Consider the following 19,492-nt stretch of genomic DNA (forward strand, 5'->3'; position numbering starts at 1 on the left):
CAGGATCGGACACGATCGCACGAAATAAGCGGGAGAAGGATACCCCCCATGTTTGCTGTTTTGGACCGCGCCCGCAAGCTGTCGGCCCTCACGGTCGCACTTGTCGCGACCCTCATTCTGTCGGCCTGTGGGGCCACCATGTCGAATTCCGGCGGGCCGCGAATCGACACGTCGCAACCCGTTCCGGTGGCGCTGCTGGTCCCCGGCGGGTCCGCCAATGCGACCGATAACGCGCTTGCCTCGTCGCTCGAGAATGCCGCGCGCCTCGCGATGAGCGAATTGGACGGTGTCACCATCGACCTACGCGTCTACAACACCGCAGGCAACGCGGGCACGGCGTCGAGCCAGGCGCAAGCCGCCATCGCGGACGGCGCCAAGGTGATCCTCGGTCCGGTTTACGCGGAAAACGCGGCCGCCGCCGGCGTCGCCGCTGCGGCGCGCGGCGTGAACGTGCTGGCCTTTTCCAACAACCCGAGCGTCGCGGGCGGCAACGTCTTCATCCTCGGCAACACCTTCGAGAACACCGCAAAGCGCATGGTGAGCTATGCCGCGCGCCAGAACCGCGGGAACATCATGGTCGTCTATGGCCAGAGCCCGGCGGAAAACCTCGCCCGTGACGCGATCCTTCAGGCCATCGCGTCCACGCCCGGTGCCAGCCAGGCCGGCACCGCAGGGTTCGAGTTGAGCCAGAACGGTGTCGTGCAGGCGATCCCGGCGATCTCGTCGCAGGTCAAATCCTCCGGCGCGACCTCGGTCTTTCTGACCTCGGGCACCGATGGGGCCCTGCCGTTCGCAAGCTCGCTTCTGCGCGAAAACGGGGTGAACCCGCCTGCCGTTCAGTTCATGGGGATGCAGCGTTGGGACATTCCCGCCACCGCGCTGACGCTGTCGGGCGTTCAGGGTGGCTGGTTCGCGCTGCCGGACCCGGATCTTTCGGGCCGCTTCACCCAGCGGTATCAGGCCGCCTACGGCGCCCAGCCGCACCCGATCGCGGGTCTCGCCTATGACGGGATCGCCGCCATCGGCGCGCTCGTGAAGGCCGGCAAGGCCGATGCCCTGTCCGGCTCGGCCCTGACGCAGAGCCAGGGCTTCGTCGGTGTGAACGGCGTGTTCCGGCTGCGCGGCGACGGCACCAACGAACGCGGTCTCGCCATCGCTCAGATCCAGAATCAGCAAGTGGTCGTGATCGACCCCGCTCCGAAAAGCTTCTCCGGTGCCGGATTCTGATCTGCTCGAAGCGGTCAACGACGCTCCAGACGGGCTGATCGCCCCCGCAAACGACATCTTCGACCGCGTCGCGGTCGAAGCCGAGATCGAGCGGGCGGCGGACGAAGCGCCCGATGCGGCGGCCATTCGCAAGGCGACGGTCGCCGCGCTCAATGCCGCACAAACTCACGGTCGCAACCTCATCAAGGCGCAGTTCCTCGCCAAACCGCGCGCCGCGCGCGAAGCGGTTCAAAGCTACGCCTGGCTGACCGACTGCCTCGTGCAGACCGTGTTCCGTGTGGCCGTGAAGCGCCTGCACCCCCAGCCAAACCCGACCGCGTCGCAGAAGATGGCCGTCTTGGCCGTCGGCGGTTACGGGCGGTTCGAGATGGCGCCTTATTCCGACGTCGATCTGCTGTTCCTGACGCCCTATAAGATCACCGGATGGGCCGAGAGCGTGATCGAGTCGATGCTCTACATGCTGTGGGACCTGCACCTGAAGGTCGGGCACAGCTCCCGCACGATCAAGGACTGCCTCCGCCTTGGCAAAGAGGATTTCACGATCCGCACCGCCATGCTCGAGGTGCGGTATGTCGATGGTGACTTCGACCTCGCTCAGGAGTTGGCGGCGCGGCTTTTCGACGATCTGTTCGACGGGACGGCGCCGGAATTCATCGAGGCCAAGCTGGAAGAGCGCACGCAGCGGCACAAGAAACAGGGCGGCCAACGGTATGTCGTCGAGCCGAACGTGAAAGAGGGCAAAGGGGGGCTGCGCGACCTTCAGACGCTGATCTGGGTCGCGAAATACCTGCACCGTGTCGTGCGCGCCCGTGAACTGCGCGACGTGGGCATGTTCACGGACGAGGAATACGCGAATTTCGCCGAGGCCAACAATTTCCTCTGGGCCGTGCGTTGTCACCTGCATCTGATCGCGGGCCGCGCGATGGACCAATTGACCTTCGACCTGCAACTCGAGGTGGCCGAGCGGATGGGCTATGTCGACAAGGGCGGGCGGCAGGCCGTCGAACATTTCATGCAGGACTATTTCCTGCACGCCACGCAGGTGGGGGAACTGACCCGCATCTTCCTGACCGGGCTGGAAAACGAGCACCTCAAGAAAGAGCCGATGCTGGTCGGGCTGTTCAAGCGGCGCAAGAAGGTCAAGCCCGGCTACAAGATCGAGAACGGGCGGCTGACGTTCGAGGATGAAGCGGCCTTTCTCTCGGACAAGCTGAACCTGCTCAGGATCTTCGAAGAAGGGTTGCGGACCGGCGTTCTCATTCACCCCGACGCGATGCGCGTCGTGACGGCGCATCTGGACTTGATCGACGACGACATGCGCGACGACCGCGAGGCATCGCGCATCTTCCTCGACCTGCTGCTCAAACACGGCAACCCGGAGCGTGCGTTGCGACGCATGAACGAGCTGGGCGTGCTGTCGGCTTTCGTGCCCGAGTTCGAGCCCATCGTCGCGATGATGCAGTTCAACATGTATCACAGCTACACCGTGGACGAGCACACCATTCAGGTGATCTCGGCGCTGGCCGAGATCGAACGCGGCGAACGGCTTGAGGAGTTGCCCTACGCCTCGCGCATCCTGAAGGAGGGCGTGAACCGCAAGGTGCTGTATGTCGCGCTTTTCTGCCATGACATCGGCAAGGGCCGGGAGGAGGATCACTCGATCCTCGGTGCCCGGATCGCGCGAAAGGTGGCCACGCGGCTGGGGCTGACCAAGCCCGAGGTCGAAACTGTGGAATGGCTGGTGCGCTATCATCTGCTCATGTCCGACGTGGCGCAGAAACGCGACCTGTCGGACCCGCGCACGATCCGCGGCTTCGCCAAGGCCGTGTCGAACAAGAAACGGCTGGACCTCTTGCTCGTTCTGACCGCCTGCGACATCCGCGGCGTCGGTCCGGGCACGTGGAACAACTGGAAGGCCGCGCTCCTGCGTGATCTCTATCGCCAGACCGCTCAGGCGCTGGACGAGGGGATCGAGGCGCTGAACACCACGGCGCGCACCAACGAGGCCAAGAAGGCCCTGCGCGAGGCGCTGGCGGACTGGGAGCGCAAGGATCTGCGGGTCGAAACGGGGCGCCACTACGACACCTATTGGCAGGGGCTGGGCAATGCCGAGCACGTGGTGTTCGCCAACCTGCTGAACGGGCTGGGCGCGGATGAAATCCGCATCGGGCTGACGCAGGACCACGACCGGGATGCGACCCGCGCGGCCTTTGTGCTGGCCGACCACCCCGGCATCTTCTCGCGCCTCGCGGGGGCGTTGGCGCTGGTGGGCGCGAACGTGGTGGATGCGCGGACCTATACGACGAAAGACGGCTGGGCGACGGCGGTGTTCTGGGTGCAGGACCATGACGGCCACCCGTTCGAGGACATCAAGCTCAAGCGGCTCGAGGACATGATCCACAAGACGTTGTCGGGCAAGGTGATCGCCCGCGACGCGATGAAATCGCGCGACAAGATGAAGAAGCGCGAAAAGGCGTTCACGGTCCCGACCAACATCACCTTCGACAACGACGGGTCCGACATCTACACGATGATCGAGGTCGATACCCGCGACCGCCCCGGCCTGCTTTACGACCTGACGCGCACGCTGGCCGACAACCACGTCTATATCGCGAGCGCGGTTATCGCGACCTATGGCGAACAGGTCGTGGATACGTTCTACGTCAAGGATATGTTCGGCCTTAAATTCTTCTCGGATGCGAAGATGAAATCCCTTGAGAAAAAGCTGCGAGAAGCCATCGTGAAGGGCGCCGAGAGGGCCGACCAGTAATGGCGTCCATCCGGCTTCTGCGCGGGTTCCTGACGGTGGGCGGCTGGACGGCGGCGAGCCGCGTTCTGGGCTTCGTCCGTGACGTCGCCATCGCAGGTGCGCTGGGGGCCGGTCCTATGGCCGAGGCGTTCTTCATCGCCTTTTCCCTGCCCAACATGTTCCGCCGGTTCTTCGCCGAAGGTGCCTTCAACACCGCCTTCATCCCGATGTTCTCGAAAAAGGTCGAGGCAGGCGAAGGCGCGATGGAATTCGCACGGGACGCGCTGACGGGTCTGGCGACGATCCTCTTGGTCCTGACGGTGATCGCGCAGATCTTCATGCCCGCGCTGGTCCTGCTCATGGCCTCGGGCTTCGCCGAGGATGAACGGCTGCCTCTGGCGACGATGTATGGGCGGATCGCGTTCCCCTATATCTTCTTCATATCGCTCGCGGCCCTGCTTTCGGGGCTTCTGAACGCCGTGGGGCGGTTCGCCGCCGCAGCCGCCGCGCCCCTGCTTCTGAACGTGACCTTCATCACCGCGATCATCGTCGCGAGATATGCGGGCTACGACATCGGTTTGACGCTGTCTTGGGCCGTGCCGATTGCAGGTGTGGCGCAGCTTGCGCTGGTCTGGTTCGCGGCGGCGCGCGCCGGATACCGCCTGTTCCCGCGCATTCCCAAAATGACGCCGGAGTTGAAACGGCTGGCGATCATCGCCGGTCCAGCCGCGCTCGCCCAAGGCGTCGTGCAGGTGAACCTGCTCGTCGGGCGTCAGGTCTCGTCTTTCTTCGACGGCGCGATTGCGTGGCTGAACTACGCCGATCGTCTGTATCAGCTTCCGCTCGGTATCGTCGGTATCGGGATCGGCGTCGTCCTGCTCCCGGAACTGTCACGTCGTCTGCAAGCCGGGGACGAGGGCGCGAGCCGCTGGTCGCTGTCGCGCGCGGGCGAGATCGCGCTGCTTTTGACGATCCCCTCGGCGGTGGCGCTGGTGGTGATCCCCCTGCCCCTCGTCACGGTCCTGTTCGAGCGTGGGGCCTTCACCGCGGACGACAGCGCGAGCACGGCCTTCGCAGTGGCGGTCTATGGATTGGGCCTGCCCGCCTTCGTCCTGCAAAAAGTGCTTCAGCCCGTTTATTTCGCGCGTGGCAACACCAAGACCCCGTTCTACTTCGCGCTCGTGTCGCTGGTCGTGAACGCGGCTTTGGCCATCGGGCTCGCCCCTGTGATCGGCTACATCGCCGCCGCGATCGGCACGACGCTCGCTGGCTGGGCCATGACCATCGGCCTGTGGATCGGCACCGCCCGCATGGGTGAAAGCACCCGCTTCGACAAACGGTTCTGGCGCAAGCTTTGGGGCATCCTCGCGGCCTCGGCGGTGATGGGCGCAGAACTTGCCGGGGCGGTCATCGTGCTCGGCCCGATGTTCGGCACGCCGGGGCTGAAGGTGCTGGCGCTCCTGATCCTGATCGCATCGGGCACGCTGACTTATTTCGTCGCCGGACGCCTGTTCGGTGCGGTGCGGCTTTCGGACCTGAAGGCGATGATGCGGCGCGGTTAGGCGCGGCGGCGGATGCGTTCCACGATCTTGTCCCAAGAGCCGGGGAACAGCAGCGCGGCGAGGAAGAAGCCCGAGATGAACCCGGCCACCTCGGCCACCCATCCCGTGCCCGCCCCGAAGAACACGCCGAAGATGAACTGGATCGCGAGCAATGCGCCGATCAAGGCAAAGGCCTGTATCTGCCGCCCGCCGGTTTCGCCCAACCGGGTGTACAAGATCAGAGTGAAAGCCCCGACCAGCGAATAGGCCCCCGGATAGCCGCCATAAAGCGGCACCCGCGTATCCCAGACGATGCCATAGACCAGCGCGCCGATGATGGATGCGCCCATGAAGATCACCAGCACCTTCCACTGACCCATGCGTTCGGCCACCATCTTGCCCAGCGCGAGGATGAAGACGATGACGAACACCGCTTGGGTGAACGCGCCTTGCAGGAACGGATAGGTCACGAAGCGCAGAAGGTATTGCAGGCGGATCGTCTGGTTTTCCCACATCCACGCCAGAAGCGGCTCGTAGAAGCCGTAATCCTCGATCATCGTCAGGCGCAGGCCCGTCGCCTCGGGTCCACCGACGAAGCCCGAACTGGTGGCCGCGAAGATCAGCTCGACGATCGCGATTGCGGCGGCCAGCGCGACCACCACCGGGGGCAGCGGATTCACGGGCCGGGTCGAATTGGGCTGGAACGTCATGTGCGGCTTCCTTGACGGGGTTGTCAGGCGTAGGTAAGCGAGCCGGGCAGAGAAATCCAGACGGAGTTCGCCATGTCGGACCAGACCTTTCCCCCGCGCGTGTTTTCCGGGATCAAGCCGTCGGGCGGCCTGACCCTCGGCAACTACCTGGGTGCGATCAAGCGCTGGGTCGAAATGCAGGAAGACCCGACCTATGAGACGATCTTCTGCGTCGTGGACATGCACGCCATCACCGTCTGGCAGGACCCGGCGGACCTGACCCGCGCGACCCGCGAAGTCGCGGCCTCGATGATCGCGAGCGGCATCGACCCGGAGCGGTCCGTCCTGTTCAATCAGGCACGCGTTCCGGCCCATGTCGAGCTTGGGTGGCTGTTCTCCTGCGTCGCCCGCGTGGGCTGGATGAACCGGATGACCCAGTTCAAGGACAAGGCGGGCAAGAACGCCGAGAAGGTGTCGCTGGGGCTGTACGCCTATCCGGCGCTGATGGCCGCCGACATCCTGCTCTACCACGCGACGCACGTTCCGGTGGGCGAGGACCAGAAACAGCACGTCGAGCTGACGCGCGACATCGCGGCCAAGTTCAACCACGACTACGGCGTGGATTTCTTCCCGCTGACCGAGCCGGTCACGGAAGGCCCCGCGATGCGCGTGATGAACCTGCGCGACGGGTCGAAGAAAATGTCGAAATCGGGCGAGAGCGACATGGAGCGGATCAACATGCTCGACGACGCCGACACGATATCGAAGAAGTTCAAGAAAGCGCGCACCGACCCGGAGGCTTTGCCCTCGGAAGTTGCAGGATTGAAAGATCGTGCCGAGGCCAAGAACCTCGTCGATATCTATGCGGGCCTGTCGGACACCACGGCTGAGGCCGTGCTGGCCGAGTTCGGCGGCGAAGGCTGGGGCAAGTTCAAACCGGCGCTGGCCGACCTTGCGGTCGCGAAGCTGGCCCCGGTGTCGGACGAGATGCGGCGGCTGCTGGATGCGCCCGACGAGCTGGACGCGATCATGGCGCGCGGCGCCGAGCGGGCGTCTGCACTGGCCGAACCGATCCTCAAGAAGACCTACGAGATCATGGGGTTCGTGCGCTAAGGGTTTCGCGGCAGCAAGCTGCCGCGACCCATGCGGGGGCTCTGCCCCCGCGCCCCCGAGGTTTTTTGAAACGAAGAAGAAGGGCGCGGGTCAGAGGCCCCAAAGGGCTTTCGCGCCCATCCAAAGGCCCATGCCCAGCATCATCACGTTCTCGGTGAGCGAGACGAAGCCCAGCGGCACGTTGGACGACCCGCCTACGCAGGCGCATTTGAGTTCGCGTTTCTCGACATAGACCGCCTTGATGACCGAGACGGCGCCGATGGCACCGATGAAGATGGCGACGGGGGCCGAAATAATGGTAAGCGCGCCCGCGACCATCAGGATGCCCGCCAGCGCCTCGCCGAACGGGTAGAGATAGCCGTAGCGCACCCAGCGTTTGGCGAGCAGGTCGTAGTTCAGGAACATGGTCGAGAAGCTTTCCACGTCCTGCAATTTCTGCACGGCGAGGAAGCACATCGAAATCGCGATGAACCATTCGAAGGCGCGCACAGTGAGGATCGTCTCGAACGTGAACCAGCTCAGGCCCAGCGCCATGAGCGCCGCGACCGAGAAAATCGCGATCACGGGTTGATAGCTGGTCTCGTCCTCGTCCTTCACGGGTTTGTCGAAATACTCGCGAAGCTCATCGTAGCCGCCGATCCGCTGGCCCCCGATCCAAGTCTGCGGCGTGGTTTCGACGCCGTGCTTTTCCATGAAGGCGTCGGTTTCTTCGCGGGTTTCAAGATAATGGTCATCGACCTCGTAGCCCTCGCGCTCCAGCAGGTCTTTGGATTTCAGGCCGAAGGGGCAGGTATGCTCCGGCATGACCATACGATAGAGCGTGGCGGTTCTGGTCTTAGCGTCTTTGGGCATCGCGCCCTCCTTTCCGGCTTACCCTGCGCAGGCGAACCAGCCGCGGTAGCCGGCGTTCAGCCCTGCGTCGAGTGTCAGTTTCATCGTGGCTTCGGTCGGATCCTCGTCTGCGCGGGCCGGGGTGTCGCCGGCCCGCGCGGTGAGCGCGACGGTCGCGCCTTCGGTCGTGAACCTGCCGTCGCCGTCTTCGCGCAGAACGACGAGGTCGTCGCTGATCTTCATAAGGGCCATGGGCCCGTCTTCGCCCTCACCCATGGCGAGCGCGGGCGGACTGTCGGTGGTGAACGCAAAGAAACAATCCGCGCCCCCGGGCAGGCCCGCCGCAATGTCGGCTTCGGTCAGCGGCTGCGCGTCCAGCGTGCGGATCATCGGCGAGGCGAGCGCGTCGGACAGCGATACGACGCCGGCTTCGGGCGCGTTTTCAGCGCCGGTCGCGTCGCCATTGGCCGAAATGTCGTCGATCAGATAGCGCATCTCGGCAATCTCCTTGTTCTGGGCGTAGGAGATGTCATCCGCCAGCGACTGCACCCGTGGGTCAGAGAAATTCGCGCGGTTCGAGGTCATGATCGCGATGGAATGGTGCGGGATCATGGCCCGCATGTAGGACAGATCGCCCACGGTGACCTGACTGCGCACGAGAAACAGCATGAGCGCGAAGACCACCACGGACCCCGCGAAAATCGCCGCGTTCGCGACCTTGCTCGGATACATGCCCAACATGAACGCGAGCATGACGATGGCCATCGTGGCCCCCATCAGCACCGCCATGTAGGTGCGGGTTTCCGAGAAGAAAACGTGGCCGATCAGGTAGGTGTTCAGGTACATCAGCCCGAACATCACTACCGTCGATGTCGCGATCATCGCGAAAAAACGCCAGTATGACATTGGTTTACCCCCTTTCCGACAGCCCGCGTCACCGGGCCCGTTTCAGGGGTTCAACGTCCTTCCAGCGCTGGAAGGTTCCGACCGGGCCTCAGCCCTTGGCGCGCACGTTTTGCAGCAGCGGCATGAGGTTCGACATATCGGGGCCGTGGGTCATGCCGGTGACCGCCTTGCGCAGCGGCATGAACAGGCCCTTGCCCTTGCGCCCGGTCGCCTCTTTCACCGCGTCGGTCCACGTCTTCCACGTCGTGTCGTCATAGGGCGGCGCGGGGAGGAGCGGCATGGCGGTCGCGATCATCTCGCGGTCCTCGTCGTCGATCAGCGGCTCGGCCCCATCGCGGCAGAGGGTCCACCAACCTTCGAGGTCCTTGAGGGTCGTGATGTTCTCGCGCGCCACCTGCCAGAACCGGGGGGCGAGGTCGTCGGGCACGCCGAGTGCGCGGATGTCTTCCGCCACCACATCGAACGGTTTGGCGGCGTTGATATGCGCGGTGAGCGGCATCAGATCACGCTCGTCGAACTTGGTCGGCGCGGCGCCGAAGCTCGACAAGTCGAAGCCCTCGACCACCTCGTCGATGCTCGACCGCAATTCGACGGGCTGCGACGAGCCGAGGCGCGCCATGAGCGAGATCAGCGCCATCGGCTCGACCCCGGCGGCGCGCAGATCGCGCAGGGACAGGGTGCCCAAGCGTTTCGACAGCGCCTCGCCCTGCGGGCCGGTCAGGAGCGAATGGTGGGCGAAGGAAGGGACGTTACCGCCCAGCGCCTGAATGATCTGGATCTGCGTCGCGGTGTTGGTCACGTGGTCCGAGCCGCGCACGACATGGGTGATGCCGAAGTCGATGTCGTCGCAGACGCTTGCCATCGTGTAAAGAAACTGACCGTCCGCCCGGATCAGCACCGGGTCGGACACCGACGCCGCGTCGATCGAGATGTCGCCAAGGATACCATCGGTCCATTCGATGCGCTCGTGATCCAGCTTGAACCGCCACACGCCATCGCCACGCTCGGCGCGCAGGGCGGCTTTCTCGTCCTCCGACAGCGCCAGCGCGGAACGGTCGTAGACCGGGGGCTTGCCCATGTTCAGCTGTTTCTTGCGCTTGAGGTCCAGTTCGGTCGGCGTCTCGAACGCCTCGTAGAAGCGGCCCTTTTCGCGCAACTCGTCGGCGGCGGCATTGTAGCGGTCGAGCCGGTCCGACTGACGCTCGACCCGGTCCCATGTCAGACCCAGCCACTCCAGATCTTCCATGATCGCATCCGCGTATTCCTGCTTGGACCGCTCAGGGTCGGTGTCGTCGAGACGCAGGATGAACGTGCCGCCGGCCTTGCGCGCGATCAGGAAGTTGAACAGCGCGGTGCGAAGGTTTCCGACGTGGATATAGCCCGTGGGAGAGGGCGCGAAACGGGTCGTGGTCATGGGTGTCTCCTTGGCCCTGCCCTTTTTCACAAGCGGCGGGGATTGTCCATGCACTCGCGCTGGACGCGGGCCGCGCCCTGCCCCATGTAAGTGCCATGACGGACGGATTGCCCCCCACGCTGGAAGAGATCGAGACCATCGCCCACGACACGGTCGAGGCGTTGCCGGAGGCGTTTCGCGGTCCTGCCCGCACCGTTGCGATCCGGGTCGAGGATTTTCCTTCGGACGACATGCTCGCCTCGCTCGACATCGACAGCCCGTTCGAGTTGACCGGGCTTTACGAAGGCATTCCCCTGACCGAAAAATCAGTCTTCGATCAGCCCGGCGGGCCGGACGTGATCTGGTTGTTCCGCCGCCCCATTCTGGATGAATGGGCGGACCGGGGCGATGTGGAGATCGGGGCGCTGGTGGCACATATCATGGTGCATGAGCTGGCGCATCATTTCGGATGGTCGGACGACGACATCGCCTCAATCGACCGCTGGTGGGAATAATCAGCTCGGCTCGACCGGGTATTTCTTCGCCAGATCGTCCAACCCGGTTCGGATGATCTCACGCAGCACACCTTCGTCCACGTCGGCGAGCTTGTTCAGGTAAAGGCACGATTTGCCCAGCTTGTGCTTGCCGAGACGGTGGAGCAGAGCGCCGTAATCCTGATACCCCGGCATGATGTAGAGGACGAGGTTCGCCTTGCGCGGGCTGAAGCCGGTGGCGCACATATCGCCTTCGCGCCCGCTGTCGTATTTGTAGTGATACGATCCGTAACCGACGATGGACGGCCCCCACATCTGCGGGCTCCACCCCGTCACGTCGCGGAAGATGGTATCGAGGACCAAGGCGTCTTCGCGCCTGCGCTGCGGTTCGGCTTGATAGAGGAAATCCATCACCGCTTCGGACGTCGGCTTCGTCTTGTTCTCGGTCATCGTCCCCTCACTTTCCCGTGAACGCCCGCGGATCGCGCGTTATCCTCCCATGGGTCACCCGACCCTCGTCTGACGGGAGACGACTATGCTACGAAAATCAACCCCCGCGCTGACACGGCGCGGGATGCTGCTGGGCGCGGCGGGCCTGTCGCTCGCTTCCGGCCCGGCATTGGCGAAAGCCGATCTGATGATGCCCGGCATGACCGGCTTCAAGCGGTTCAAGATCGGTAATTTCGATGTCGTGACCCTGATGGCCGGGCACGAAAAGAACGATGCACCGCACGACACCTTCGGGCGCAATATCTCGGACGAGGCCTTCGCCGCCGCCTCGGATGCCGCGCGAATTCCGGCACACTGGGCGCAGACGTTCTTTACGCCGACGCTGGTGAACACGGGCGAGGCGCTGGTGCTGTTCGACACGGGGCCGAAACCAGCGGGCACCGTCCGCGCGTTGGAGACGGCGGGATATTTCGTCGAGGATATCGACGTCGTCGTCCTGACCCACATGCATATCGACCATATCGGCGGGTTGCATGGCCCGAATTCGGTGACCTTCCCGAACGCGCGCTATGTCTGCGGGAGCATGGAGTTCGATGCCTGGGACGATACCGGGTCCGACGTGTTCGACCGCACGATCCTGCCCCTGAAGCCCGAGATCGAATTCGTCGCCGAGGGCGATACGGTCGTGCCCGGCATCACCGCGATCGAAGCTTTCGGACACACCCTCGGCCACATGATGTTCATGGTGGAAAGCACGGGCGAGCACCTTTTGCTCGCCGCCGATTTCGCGTGCCACCATGTCTGGTCGCTGGCCTACCCGGACTGGGAGATGAGGTTGGACGAAGACAAGGAACAGGCGGCCAAGACCCGCAGGGCGGTGCTGGAAATGTTGGCATCGGACAAGATACCCTTCATCGGGTATCACATGCCCTGGCCTTCGGTCGGCTATGTCGACCGCCTCAAAGACGGCCGCTTCCATTACGTTCCTGAAAGCTACCAGCTTCTCGGGTGACGGTCAGGCGCGGTGTGCGCCGTCGGCCAGCCCTTTCACGAAGTCGAGCACTTCGGCCACGGGCTTGCCCTTGCCGATCAGGTCCACGATCGCCGAGCCGACGACCGAGCCATCCGCCACCTTGGCGATGGCTTCCGAGCGTTCCGGCGTCTTGATCCCGAAGCCCACGATGATCGGCAGATCGGTCTGCGCCTTGATGCGCGCAACCTCTGGCCCGACGTCCGCCGCCTCGGCTTCGGCCGACCCGGTGATCCCGGTGATCGACACGTAGTAGACGAAACCCGAGGTGTTGGTCAGCACCTTGGGAAGGCGCTTGTCGTCGGTCGTAGGCGTGGCGAGGCGGATGAAGTTCAGCCCGGCCTTCTGCGCCGGGATGCAAAGCTCGTCATCCTCTTCCGGCGGCAGGTCCACGACGATCAGCCCGTCGACCCCGGCGGCCTTGGCGTCTTCCAGAAACCGTGCGACGCCGCGATTGTAGATCGGGTTGTAATAGCCCATCAGCACGATGGGCGTGGTGTCGTCGCCCTTGCGGAACTCGGCGGCCATGTCGAGCGTCTTTTGCAGCGTCATGCCGCCTTCGAGCGCGCGCTGACCGGCAAGCTGGATCGTCGGACCATCGGCCATCGGGTCGGTGAACGGCACGCCCAGCTCGATGATGTCGACACCCGCGTCCGGCAAGCCCTTCATCACCTCCATCGACGTCGCCGCGTCCGGGTCGCCCGCCATGAGGTAGGCGACGAAGGCTTTCTTGCCCTCGGCGCGAAGTGCCGCGAATGTGTCGTCGATGCGAGTCATGGTGCGTCCCTTTTTCCGTCCCGCCGTGATTGCGTCAACGGCGGGGGAAAATCAACCTCAGCCGCGCCCGATATAGGGCATCTTGGTCGCCATCAGGGTCATGAACTGCACGTTCGCCTCACCCGGCAGCGTCGCCATGTTCATCACGGCATCCGCGACAAGGGCCACGTCCATCGACGGCGGCGGCGCTTCGCCCGCCGCGCGCGCCTTGTCGATGATCCCGTCCAGAAGCTCGGTGCGGGCATTGCCGATGTCGATCTGCCCGCAAGCAATGTCGAAGGGCCGCCCATCCAGACTGATGGTCTTGGTCAGCCCGGTGATCGCGTGCTTGGTCGTGGTGTAGGTGGCTGAGCCTTCGCGCGGGCTGTGGGCCGAGATCGACCCGTTGTTGATGATCCGCCCGCCCTGCGGCGTCTGGCGGCGCATCTGCCCGAACGCCGCGCGCGCGCAATAGAACATCCCGTCGAGGTTCACCGACCGCGCCCGATGCCAATCGTCGAGCGAGATTTCGTCGATGGGGGCGGCAGGCGTGAAGATGCCCGCGTTGTTGAACAGCACGTCGAGACGCCCCGCTTTGTCGGCGAATTGCGCGAACGCCGTTTCGACCGCCGCCGCGTCGCCCACGTCACCGGGGAGGACCACGGCATTCTCATGCCCCGCCGCGACCTCTTCGAGCTTGTCCGCCCGCCGCGCCATCAGGCCGACGGTCCAGCCCGCGTCCAGAAACCGCTCGGCACAAGCGCGCCCGATGCCGCCCGAGGCGCCCGTAATCAGAATGCTACCCATCGCTCTCAGCCTCCAATGTCAGCCGCGCCACAGGTTCCGGCAGGTCCGCGATGCCCAACGCCTCGACCGGACGGGCCAGCGCATAGCGGTTGCACCAAAAGAGCCGCTCCTCCGCCCGCGTGATCGCCACATAGGCAAGGCGTTTCCACAACGGAATCCCCGCCTCGGTCCGGCCCATATAGGCCGCCGCCGACAGGTCCGGGCCGAACACCTGCACGTCGCGCCATTGCGAGCCCTGCGCCTTGTGGATCGTCACCGCCGCCCCATGCAGGAACGCCGCCCCCATGCTCGCGGCATAGGGTATGAACGGTTCCTCTTCCTCGAGCTGCTCGATCTTCACGATGGAGGCGACCGAGATATTCGGGTCTTCCGCGCCCACCACATGCACGCGGCTGAACCCCGGTTTCTTGCCTTCGCCGCGGAACACCACCTGAGCGCCCTTGATAAGCCCGCGTGCTTCGAGGTCGATGCGTTTCTTGCGGTGCTTCAGGGGCAGTTCGATCCCGTCGCAGATCAGCGGCTCGCCGGGCATCAGCCGATCCCCCGGCGCGCCGTGGGCGGCGCGGAAGGCGTGGATCAGCCGTATGCGCGTCTTGTTGCGCCACACCAGCACCGGCGACCGCGCCATCATGTCGGCGTCCACGCGCGGCGCGATGATGACGCGCTCGTCCTTTTGGGCCGCGTCCTGCACCAACCGTTCGAACTGGTTGAAATCGACCTCCGGATCGCCTAACGCATGGGCGAGATCGAGGATCGGGTTGTCGCCGTCCTGCCGGTGCACACGGCTCAAAGCCATCACGGCGGGCTTGGGCATCCGGTCGAACACCATCTCGCCCGACTGACCGACGGGGGCCAACTGTGCCGGATCACCGAACAGAACCAGCGTCGGGAAAATCTCTTTCAGATCCTCGAACTGCTTTTCGTCCAGCATGGAGGATTCGTCGATGAACCCGATGTCGAGCGGGTCTTCGCGCCGTTTCCACCCGGTGATGAAATCGGACCCGCGCAGCCCCGCCGCCGCCAGCGCGCCGGGTATGGATTTCTGGGTCTGGTAGAACGCGAACGCCCGGTCGAGTGCGGCATCCGTCAGCCCCTCGATTTCTGGCCGCTCGGCCTGCCCCGCCAGCCATTCCGCGATGCGTTCGTATTCGGGGTCGTAAACCGGGGTGTAGAGGATGCGGTGAATCGTCGTCGCGGGCACGCCCCGGCGGCGCAAAACGCTCGCCGCCTTGTTCGTAGGGGCCAGAATGGCAAGCGTGCGCTTGTCCTTGCGCTTGCGCCCCTCCCAGTCGCCCGAAACGACCTCGACCCCGGCCTCCTCCAGTGCCTCGTAAAGCTGGGCGAGCAACAGCGTCTTGCCCGATCCCGCCTTGCCGATCACCGCCATGACGCGGGATTTCCCCTCGGACAGCGGCGTCAGGTGCCCCTCATCGATATCGACGCCCGCAGACCGCAGAAGCTCTGCGACACGGTCGTGAGCTTCGGCCTGATCGTCGGACAGTTGGAGCGCGGGAAGAGCCATGCGCCGACCCTATCCCGCGTGTCCCCCCGGCGCCAGCCGGTTCAGACCGCCTGCGCGAGCGCGGGTGTCGTGCCGCCGAGCGACAGGGCATAGCGCAACCAGCCGACCGAAGTGGCGCGGTCCACCCCGACCCGGGCGAGGGTCGGTGCGAATGCGGTTTCGTCCATCGACCAAAGCCCCACACCGATGGCGTCGCGCCCTTCGCCGGAGCGTCCCAGAACCTCGGGCACGAGGCCCATCAGGCGGTAAATCCGTTCCATCCGGGTGTCGAAGACACCTACGTAATGCTGAAGGTTCAGATGCGACATCAGCTCACCCGCGCCCAATGCCAAAGCGGGCGCGGCACGCCTGTCGGCATCGGGCGACAGGCAGAACCGCGTGCACTCCCAGATGAAAGGCGAGGTGATCGGGTGACCATCGTTCAGATGCGAGAAATGCTCGTTCACCATGGTCCGCCCCGTGGTGGGCAGGAAGCGCATCGACCCGCCATGCAACCCGTCCGGCCGTTCCCAGATCACATATAGCGGGTTCAGTGCGTCGTATTGATCCCGCTCCTCGCCCGCCGCATCGACCGCGACCTCCCACCCGAGGCGTCGCGCGAACTGTTCGGCGCGGTCGGTGAACATCGACTGCGCGAGGCGCGGAAAGCGTTGAAGGTCGGCGGCGTAGAGGTAGCGCAGCATCTGAAATCTCCCGAATGTCCGTCTCTGCTGCGGTCCAATCTGGTCAAGTTCGGTAAACGACCTCTCACCCAAGCGTGCGCCGGTGGTTGCCGATCCGTTACCCCAGCGCGCGCCGCTTCCCTTTCGGGCGTCGTTGCCTCACTCTGCGCCCAGCTTAGGAAAGGAACCGTCATGCCCTATCACGTCCCCTCGTCGCTCACCCTCGCCCAGGCCGATGCCATCGCGGACGGCGCCTTCGCCTATGCCGCGCAAAACGCGCTGGCCCCTCTGGCGCTCGTCGTCTTCGATGCCGGCGGAAACGTCGTGCTGTCCAAGCGGCAGGACGGGGCTGGCGGCACGCGCCTCGCCGTGGCGCACGCCAAGGGCGCGGGCGCAGCGGGGATGGGCGTGCCGTCCGCCGACCTGTTCGCGATGTTCAAGGACAATCCGGGCTTCGCCGCCGCGATCTCGGTGGCGGCCAAAGGCGAGTTCGCCGCACAACCCGGCGGGGCGCTTGTCGTCGAGGGCGACAGGGTCGTCGGCGCGGTCGGCATCTCGGGCGACACGGGCGACAAGGACAACGCCGCCGCCATCGCCGGCATCGAAGCCGCCGGGCTGACCGCCGCCAAGTCCTGACCCCTTCTCTGTTTCACAAATACTTCGGGAGGTCCGGAGGGCTGGCCCTCCGGACGCGCCACCGGCGCGTCACCACCGCGACGCCCTGGCGTCAGCCGGGGCGGCGCAAATGCTGCGCGGGCACCAGCCCGCACAATGGGCGAACTCAGACGATGATGATGCCCGTCGACAAGGCGCGCGCGACCGCGTGGGTCGTGTTGAGCGCGCCGAGTTTGTGGCGGGCGCTCTCGATGTAGACCCGGAGCGTGTGCTCGGAAATGCCCAGTTCCGCCGCGGCCTGCGCCCGGGACAATCCGCGCGCCAGACAGCGGATCGCGGCCAGTTCGCGGGGGCTAAGACTGGGTGAGGCGATCCCTTCCGCGCCTTCGAATTCCAGCGCGCGCCGGTTGAATTCATGTGCCAGCACGATCAGGTCGCGCCCGTTGATATCGATGAACGCGGCCCAGTCGTCATCCTCGGCCTGATGGTTGAGCGTGAACAGCGCGAACTGCCCCTGTGGGCCGTGAAGCGGAATGGAATAGCCCTGATTTCCAAGCCCGTGTTTCAGCGCATCATCCAGCATCGCGCGCGCGGCCTTGGTCGTCCAGTCGAGGTCTTTCCAGTTGGCCGGGGTGAACCGCTGGAAACATCCGAAGATCACCGGGTCCATGCGCAGATAGTCCATCTCGAGATAACGATCGACCCAGACCGACGAATATGTCCCGGCCCCGAACCGTTCGCCGTCCGAGTTCACCCAGTGATAGACGCAGTGAAGAACGCCGTAGATGTCGCAGACCTGTTCGGTCGCGGCTTGGAACGCCTCAAGCGAGTCGGCGTCCTTCAAAAAGGAAAGTAACGCTTCCAGTCTGGCCTTCATGCTCCCCCACAGCCGCTGCTGCATCGGCCCGCGCGAGGGAGTTCAGTTCGGCCAATACGATCAGGCTCGCATCGTCCAGCGCCTCGGCCGAGGCACCCATCCCCTTTGCATCGGCGAACGCTTTCAGGTCCGCCAATACATCAATGAGCCATTCGTGTTGCATGTAAAGGCTCCCGTTTGAGTTGAGTGCCATTCAACCTTAAAATGATGAACATTCCATTGAAATTCGCGTCTTTACCCTCCCCATTTCCGGCGAGGGGCGGCCAAGTAAGTCATTGAAAATGGGTCAATGATGCATCTTTGGGTGACTGATTCGGCAGGTCGGGACGCTTCGCCCATGGTCCGGCAGCCGGGGTCCGGCAGGCCGTCGGACCCCCGTTTCGCGCCACGGCGCATGAAAAAGCGCGCGACCCGGAGGCCGCGCGCGGAGTTTGCCATTGGGCAGGGATTATTTCGCGTCGAGCACGTCTTCGAGCGTGCGCAGGCCGGTCTTGGGCGACTGCACCAGAACCGCCATGTTGCCCGGCTTATGCTCGTTGCGGCGCATCTTCATGTGGGCCGCCGGGATCTCGTCCCACGGAAAGACCTCGGACATGCAGGGGTCGATCCGACGCTCGACCATCAGCGCGTTCGCAGCTGCGGCTTGTTTCAGGTGCGCGAAGTGCGAGCCCTGGATGCGCTTCTGGTGCATCCAGACATAGCGCGCGTCCATCGTCAGGTTGTAGCCGGTGGTGCCGGCGCAGATCACGACCATGCCGCCCTTCTTCACGACGAAGGTCGAGACCGGGAACGTGGCTTCGCCGGGGTGTTCGAACACCATGTCGACGTTCACACCCTTGCCGGTGATGTCCCAGATCGCCTTGCCGAACTTGCGGACCTCGCCGAACCATTCCTTGTATTCCGGCGTGTTCACCGTGGGGAGTTGCCCCCAGCAGTTGAAGTCCTTGCGGTTGATGACGCCTTTCGCGCCCAGCCCCATCACGAACTCACGCTTGTCCTCTTCCGAGATGACGCCGATCGCGTTGGCGCCTGCCGTGTTGATAAGCTGGATCGCGAAGGATCCCAGACCGCCCGAGGCGCCCCAGACGAGCACGTTCTGGCCCGGCTTCAGCTCATGCGGGTGGTGACCGAAGAGCATCCGGTAGGCCGTGGCGAGCGTCAGCGTATAACAGGCGCTTTCCTCCCACGTCAGGTGCTTGGGGCGCGGCATGAGCTGCTGGGCCTGCACGTTGGTGAACTGCGCGAAGGAGCCGTCCGGGGTCTCATAGCCCCAGATCCGCTGGCTGTCCGAGAACATCGGGTCGCCGCCGTTGCACTCCTCGTCGTCGCCGTCGTCCTGGTTGCAGTGGATCACGACCTCGTCGCCCACCTTCCAGCGCGTGACCTTGTCGCCCACCGCCCAGACGATCCCGGAGGCGTCGGAGCCCGCGATGTGGAAGTCCGCGCCATGCACGTCGAAGGGCGAGATCGGCACGCCGAGACCGGCCCAGACGCCGTTGTAGTTCACGCCTGCGGCCATGACGAGGACGAGAACCTCGTGGCTGTCCAGAACCGGGGTATCCACCACTTCGACCTGAAACGACTTGTCGGGCTCGCCGTGACGCTCGCGACGGATCGCCCAAGCGTACATTTTCTTGGGCACGTAGCCCATCGGCGGGATTTCCCCGATTTCGTAGAGGTCTTTTTCCGGCGCTTCATAAGCGGCGATGGCCGGGGCGTCGTCGAGTGCCATGGGGGCCTCCTTGCTCAAACAACAGATTGCCGCGACGCAGAATCGCGGTTGCTGATGCAGCATTACGGGTGGCTAGGTAACAATGCAACCCTACTTAA

The 19,492-nt window shown here is 64.5% G+C and carries 19 protein-coding genes; 7 read left to right on the forward strand and 12 right to left on the reverse strand.

Going from position 1 to position 19,492, the window contains the following annotated elements; translation table 11 throughout:
• The first annotated feature begins 48 nt into the window (after window positions 1-48).
• From FCT00_RS14900 to murJ, 3 genes are read left to right on the forward strand one after another with little or no spacing between them, the layout of a single operon-like run.
• Window positions 49-1,227, forward strand: a complete 1,179-nt coding sequence (locus tag FCT00_RS14900; protein ID WP_040884635.1) for a penicillin-binding protein activator — start codon at window positions 49-51, stop codon at window positions 1,225-1,227.
• Entirely contained in the window at window positions 1,214-3,997 is a 2,784-nt protein-coding gene (locus FCT00_RS14905) for a [protein-PII] uridylyltransferase (RefSeq protein WP_008330686.1), read from the forward strand. Before FCT00_RS14900 ends, FCT00_RS14905 begins: the two co-directional genes overlap by 14 nt.
• Window positions 3,997-5,538: a murein biosynthesis integral membrane protein MurJ gene (murJ, locus tag FCT00_RS14910; RefSeq protein ID WP_138423633.1), complete on the forward strand. Its 1,542-nt coding sequence runs from the start codon at window positions 3,997-3,999 to the stop codon at window positions 5,536-5,538. The genes FCT00_RS14905 and murJ overlap by 1 nt, the downstream gene beginning before the upstream one ends.
• On the opposite strand, the gene FCT00_RS14915 is transcribed toward murJ, so the two are convergent.
• Entirely contained in the window at window positions 5,535-6,227 is a 693-nt protein-coding gene (locus FCT00_RS14915; RefSeq protein WP_138423634.1) for a rhomboid family intramembrane serine protease, read from the reverse strand. The genes murJ and FCT00_RS14915 overlap by 4 nt on opposite strands.
• A 72-nt stretch (window positions 6,228-6,299) precedes the next feature.
• On the opposite strand from FCT00_RS14915, the gene trpS reads away from it, so the two are divergent.
• Complete coding sequence (gene trpS, locus FCT00_RS14920) at window positions 6,300-7,319, forward strand: tryptophan--tRNA ligase (RefSeq protein WP_138423635.1); 1,020 nt, start codon at window positions 6,300-6,302, stop codon at window positions 7,317-7,319.
• 90 nt (window positions 7,320-7,409) lie between these two features.
• Here the strand turns inward: trpS and FCT00_RS14925 are convergent, their stop codons facing one another.
• The 3 genes from FCT00_RS14925 to gltX all read right to left on the reverse strand — a co-directional run bounded on the left by FCT00_RS14925 (window position 7,410) and on the right by gltX (window position 10,470).
• Entirely contained in the window at window positions 7,410-8,171 is a 762-nt protein-coding gene (locus FCT00_RS14925; protein ID WP_138423636.1) for a glutaredoxin family protein, read from the reverse strand.
• 18 nt (window positions 8,172-8,189) lie between these two features.
• Complete coding sequence (locus FCT00_RS14930) at window positions 8,190-9,056, reverse strand: DUF305 domain-containing protein (protein ID WP_212748019.1); 867 nt, start codon at window positions 9,054-9,056, stop codon at window positions 8,190-8,192.
• 88 nt (window positions 9,057-9,144) lie between these two features.
• Entirely contained in the window at window positions 9,145-10,470 is a 1,326-nt protein-coding gene (gene gltX, locus FCT00_RS14935) for a glutamate--tRNA ligase (RefSeq protein WP_138423637.1), read from the reverse strand.
• A gap of 95 nt (window positions 10,471-10,565) precedes the next feature.
• Between gltX and FCT00_RS14940 the strand changes: the two genes are divergently transcribed.
• Window positions 10,566-10,964, forward strand: a complete 399-nt coding sequence (locus tag FCT00_RS14940; protein WP_138423638.1) for a metallopeptidase family protein — start codon at window positions 10,566-10,568, stop codon at window positions 10,962-10,964.
• Here FCT00_RS14940 and FCT00_RS14945 read toward each other — a convergent pair whose 3' ends face one another.
• Window positions 10,965-11,393, reverse strand: coding sequence for a DUF1801 domain-containing protein (locus tag FCT00_RS14945; protein WP_138423639.1), 429 nt, complete (start codon window positions 11,391-11,393; stop codon window positions 10,965-10,967).
• Window positions 11,394-11,478: 85 nt separating this feature from the next.
• Between FCT00_RS14945 and FCT00_RS14950 the strand changes: the two genes are divergently transcribed.
• The gene (locus tag FCT00_RS14950; protein ID WP_235889101.1) at window positions 11,479-12,405 is read left to right on the forward strand and encodes an MBL fold metallo-hydrolase; all 927 of its coding nucleotides are present in this window, start codon (window positions 11,479-11,481) and stop codon (window positions 12,403-12,405) included.
• A gap of 3 nt (window positions 12,406-12,408) precedes the next feature.
• On the opposite strand, the gene trpA is transcribed toward FCT00_RS14950, so the two are convergent.
• The 4 genes from trpA to FCT00_RS14970 are packed head-to-tail and all read right to left on the reverse strand — an operon-like array spanning window position 12,409 to window position 16,191.
• The gene (trpA, locus tag FCT00_RS14955) at window positions 12,409-13,200 is read right to left on the reverse strand and encodes a tryptophan synthase subunit alpha (RefSeq protein WP_138423640.1); all 792 of its coding nucleotides are present in this window, start codon (window positions 13,198-13,200) and stop codon (window positions 12,409-12,411) included.
• A 57-nt stretch (window positions 13,201-13,257) separates the two neighbouring features.
• Window positions 13,258-13,986, reverse strand: a complete 729-nt coding sequence (locus FCT00_RS14960) for an SDR family oxidoreductase (RefSeq protein ID WP_138423641.1) — start codon at window positions 13,984-13,986, stop codon at window positions 13,258-13,260.
• Entirely contained in the window at window positions 13,979-15,508 is a 1,530-nt protein-coding gene (locus FCT00_RS14965; RefSeq protein ID WP_138423642.1) for an ATP-dependent DNA helicase, read from the reverse strand. The genes FCT00_RS14960 and FCT00_RS14965 overlap by 8 nt, the downstream gene beginning before the upstream one ends.
• Before the next feature lie 41 nt (window positions 15,509-15,549).
• The gene (locus FCT00_RS14970; RefSeq protein WP_138423643.1) at window positions 15,550-16,191 is read right to left on the reverse strand and encodes an acyl-homoserine-lactone synthase; all 642 of its coding nucleotides are present in this window, start codon (window positions 16,189-16,191) and stop codon (window positions 15,550-15,552) included.
• A gap of 171 nt (window positions 16,192-16,362) precedes the next feature.
• On the opposite strand from FCT00_RS14970, the gene FCT00_RS14975 reads away from it, so the two are divergent.
• Window positions 16,363-16,806 carry a GlcG/HbpS family heme-binding protein gene (locus tag FCT00_RS14975; protein WP_138423644.1) on the forward strand — a complete coding sequence of 148 codons (444 nt, stop codon included), beginning with the start codon at window positions 16,363-16,365 and terminating at the stop codon, window positions 16,804-16,806.
• A gap of 145 nt (window positions 16,807-16,951) precedes the next feature.
• On the opposite strand, the gene FCT00_RS14980 is transcribed toward FCT00_RS14975, so the two are convergent.
• The 3 genes from FCT00_RS14980 to ccrA all read right to left on the reverse strand — a co-directional run bounded on the left by FCT00_RS14980 (window position 16,952) and on the right by ccrA (window position 19,394).
• Window positions 16,952-17,629: a helix-turn-helix transcriptional regulator gene (locus FCT00_RS14980; RefSeq protein ID WP_008330707.1), complete on the reverse strand. Its 678-nt coding sequence runs from the start codon at window positions 17,627-17,629 to the stop codon at window positions 16,952-16,954.
• A complete protein-coding gene (locus FCT00_RS14985; protein ID WP_148912466.1) occupies window positions 17,607-17,825 on the reverse strand; it encodes a hypothetical protein in 219 nt (72 codons plus the stop codon). The genes FCT00_RS14980 and FCT00_RS14985 overlap by 23 nt, the downstream gene beginning before the upstream one ends.
• 285 nt (window positions 17,826-18,110) lie before the next feature.
• Complete coding sequence (ccrA, locus tag FCT00_RS14990; RefSeq protein WP_138423645.1) at window positions 18,111-19,394, reverse strand: crotonyl-CoA carboxylase/reductase; 1,284 nt, start codon at window positions 19,392-19,394, stop codon at window positions 18,111-18,113.
• Between the last annotated feature and the right edge of the window lie 98 nt (window positions 19,395-19,492).

It is taken from the genome of Maritimibacter alexandrii, assembly GCF_005871115.1.
GTDB lineage: Bacteria > Pseudomonadota > Alphaproteobacteria > Rhodobacterales > Rhodobacteraceae > Maritimibacter > Maritimibacter alkaliphilus.

Excerpts from the sequence above, each read along its gene's own strand:
- FCT00_RS14900 (WP_040884635.1), top strand. The coding sequence starts at position 49 with ATGTTTGCTGTTTTGGACCGCGCCCGCAAGCTGTCGGCCCTCACGGTC.
- murJ (WP_138423633.1), top strand. The coding sequence starts at position 3,997 with ATGGCGTCCATCCGGCTTCTGCGCGGGTTCCTGACGGTGGGCGGCTGG.
- FCT00_RS14915 (WP_138423634.1), bottom strand. The coding sequence starts at position 6,227 with ATGACGTTCCAGCCCAATTCGACCCGGCCCGTGAATCCGCTGCCCCCG.
- trpS (WP_138423635.1), top strand. The coding sequence starts at position 6,300 with ATGTCGGACCAGACCTTTCCCCCGCGCGTGTTTTCCGGGATCAAGCCG.
- FCT00_RS14925 (WP_138423636.1), bottom strand. The coding sequence starts at position 8,171 with ATGCCCAAAGACGCTAAGACCAGAACCGCCACGCTCTATCGTATGGTC.
- FCT00_RS14930 (WP_212748019.1), bottom strand. The coding sequence starts at position 9,056 with ATGTCATACTGGCGTTTTTTCGCGATGATCGCGACATCGACGGTAGTG.
- gltX (WP_138423637.1), bottom strand. The coding sequence starts at position 10,470 with ATGACCACGACCCGTTTCGCGCCCTCTCCCACGGGCTATATCCACGTC.
- FCT00_RS14940 (WP_138423638.1), top strand. The coding sequence starts at position 10,566 with ATGACGGACGGATTGCCCCCCACGCTGGAAGAGATCGAGACCATCGCC.
- FCT00_RS14945 (WP_138423639.1), bottom strand. The coding sequence starts at position 11,393 with ATGACCGAGAACAAGACGAAGCCGACGTCCGAAGCGGTGATGGATTTC.
- FCT00_RS14950 (WP_235889101.1), top strand. The coding sequence starts at position 11,479 with ATGCTACGAAAATCAACCCCCGCGCTGACACGGCGCGGGATGCTGCTG.
- trpA (WP_138423640.1), bottom strand. The coding sequence starts at position 13,200 with ATGACTCGCATCGACGACACATTCGCGGCACTTCGCGCCGAGGGCAAG.
- FCT00_RS14960 (WP_138423641.1), bottom strand. The coding sequence starts at position 13,986 with ATGGGTAGCATTCTGATTACGGGCGCCTCGGGCGGCATCGGGCGCGCT.
- FCT00_RS14965 (WP_138423642.1), bottom strand. The coding sequence starts at position 15,508 with ATGGCTCTTCCCGCGCTCCAACTGTCCGACGATCAGGCCGAAGCTCAC.
- FCT00_RS14970 (WP_138423643.1), bottom strand. The coding sequence starts at position 16,191 with ATGCTGCGCTACCTCTACGCCGCCGACCTTCAACGCTTTCCGCGCCTC.
- FCT00_RS14975 (WP_138423644.1), top strand. The coding sequence starts at position 16,363 with ATGCCCTATCACGTCCCCTCGTCGCTCACCCTCGCCCAGGCCGATGCC.
- FCT00_RS14985 (WP_148912466.1), bottom strand. The coding sequence starts at position 17,825 with ATGCAACACGAATGGCTCATTGATGTATTGGCGGACCTGAAAGCGTTC.
- ccrA (WP_138423645.1), bottom strand. The coding sequence starts at position 19,394 with ATGGCACTCGACGACGCCCCGGCCATCGCCGCTTATGAAGCGCCGGAA.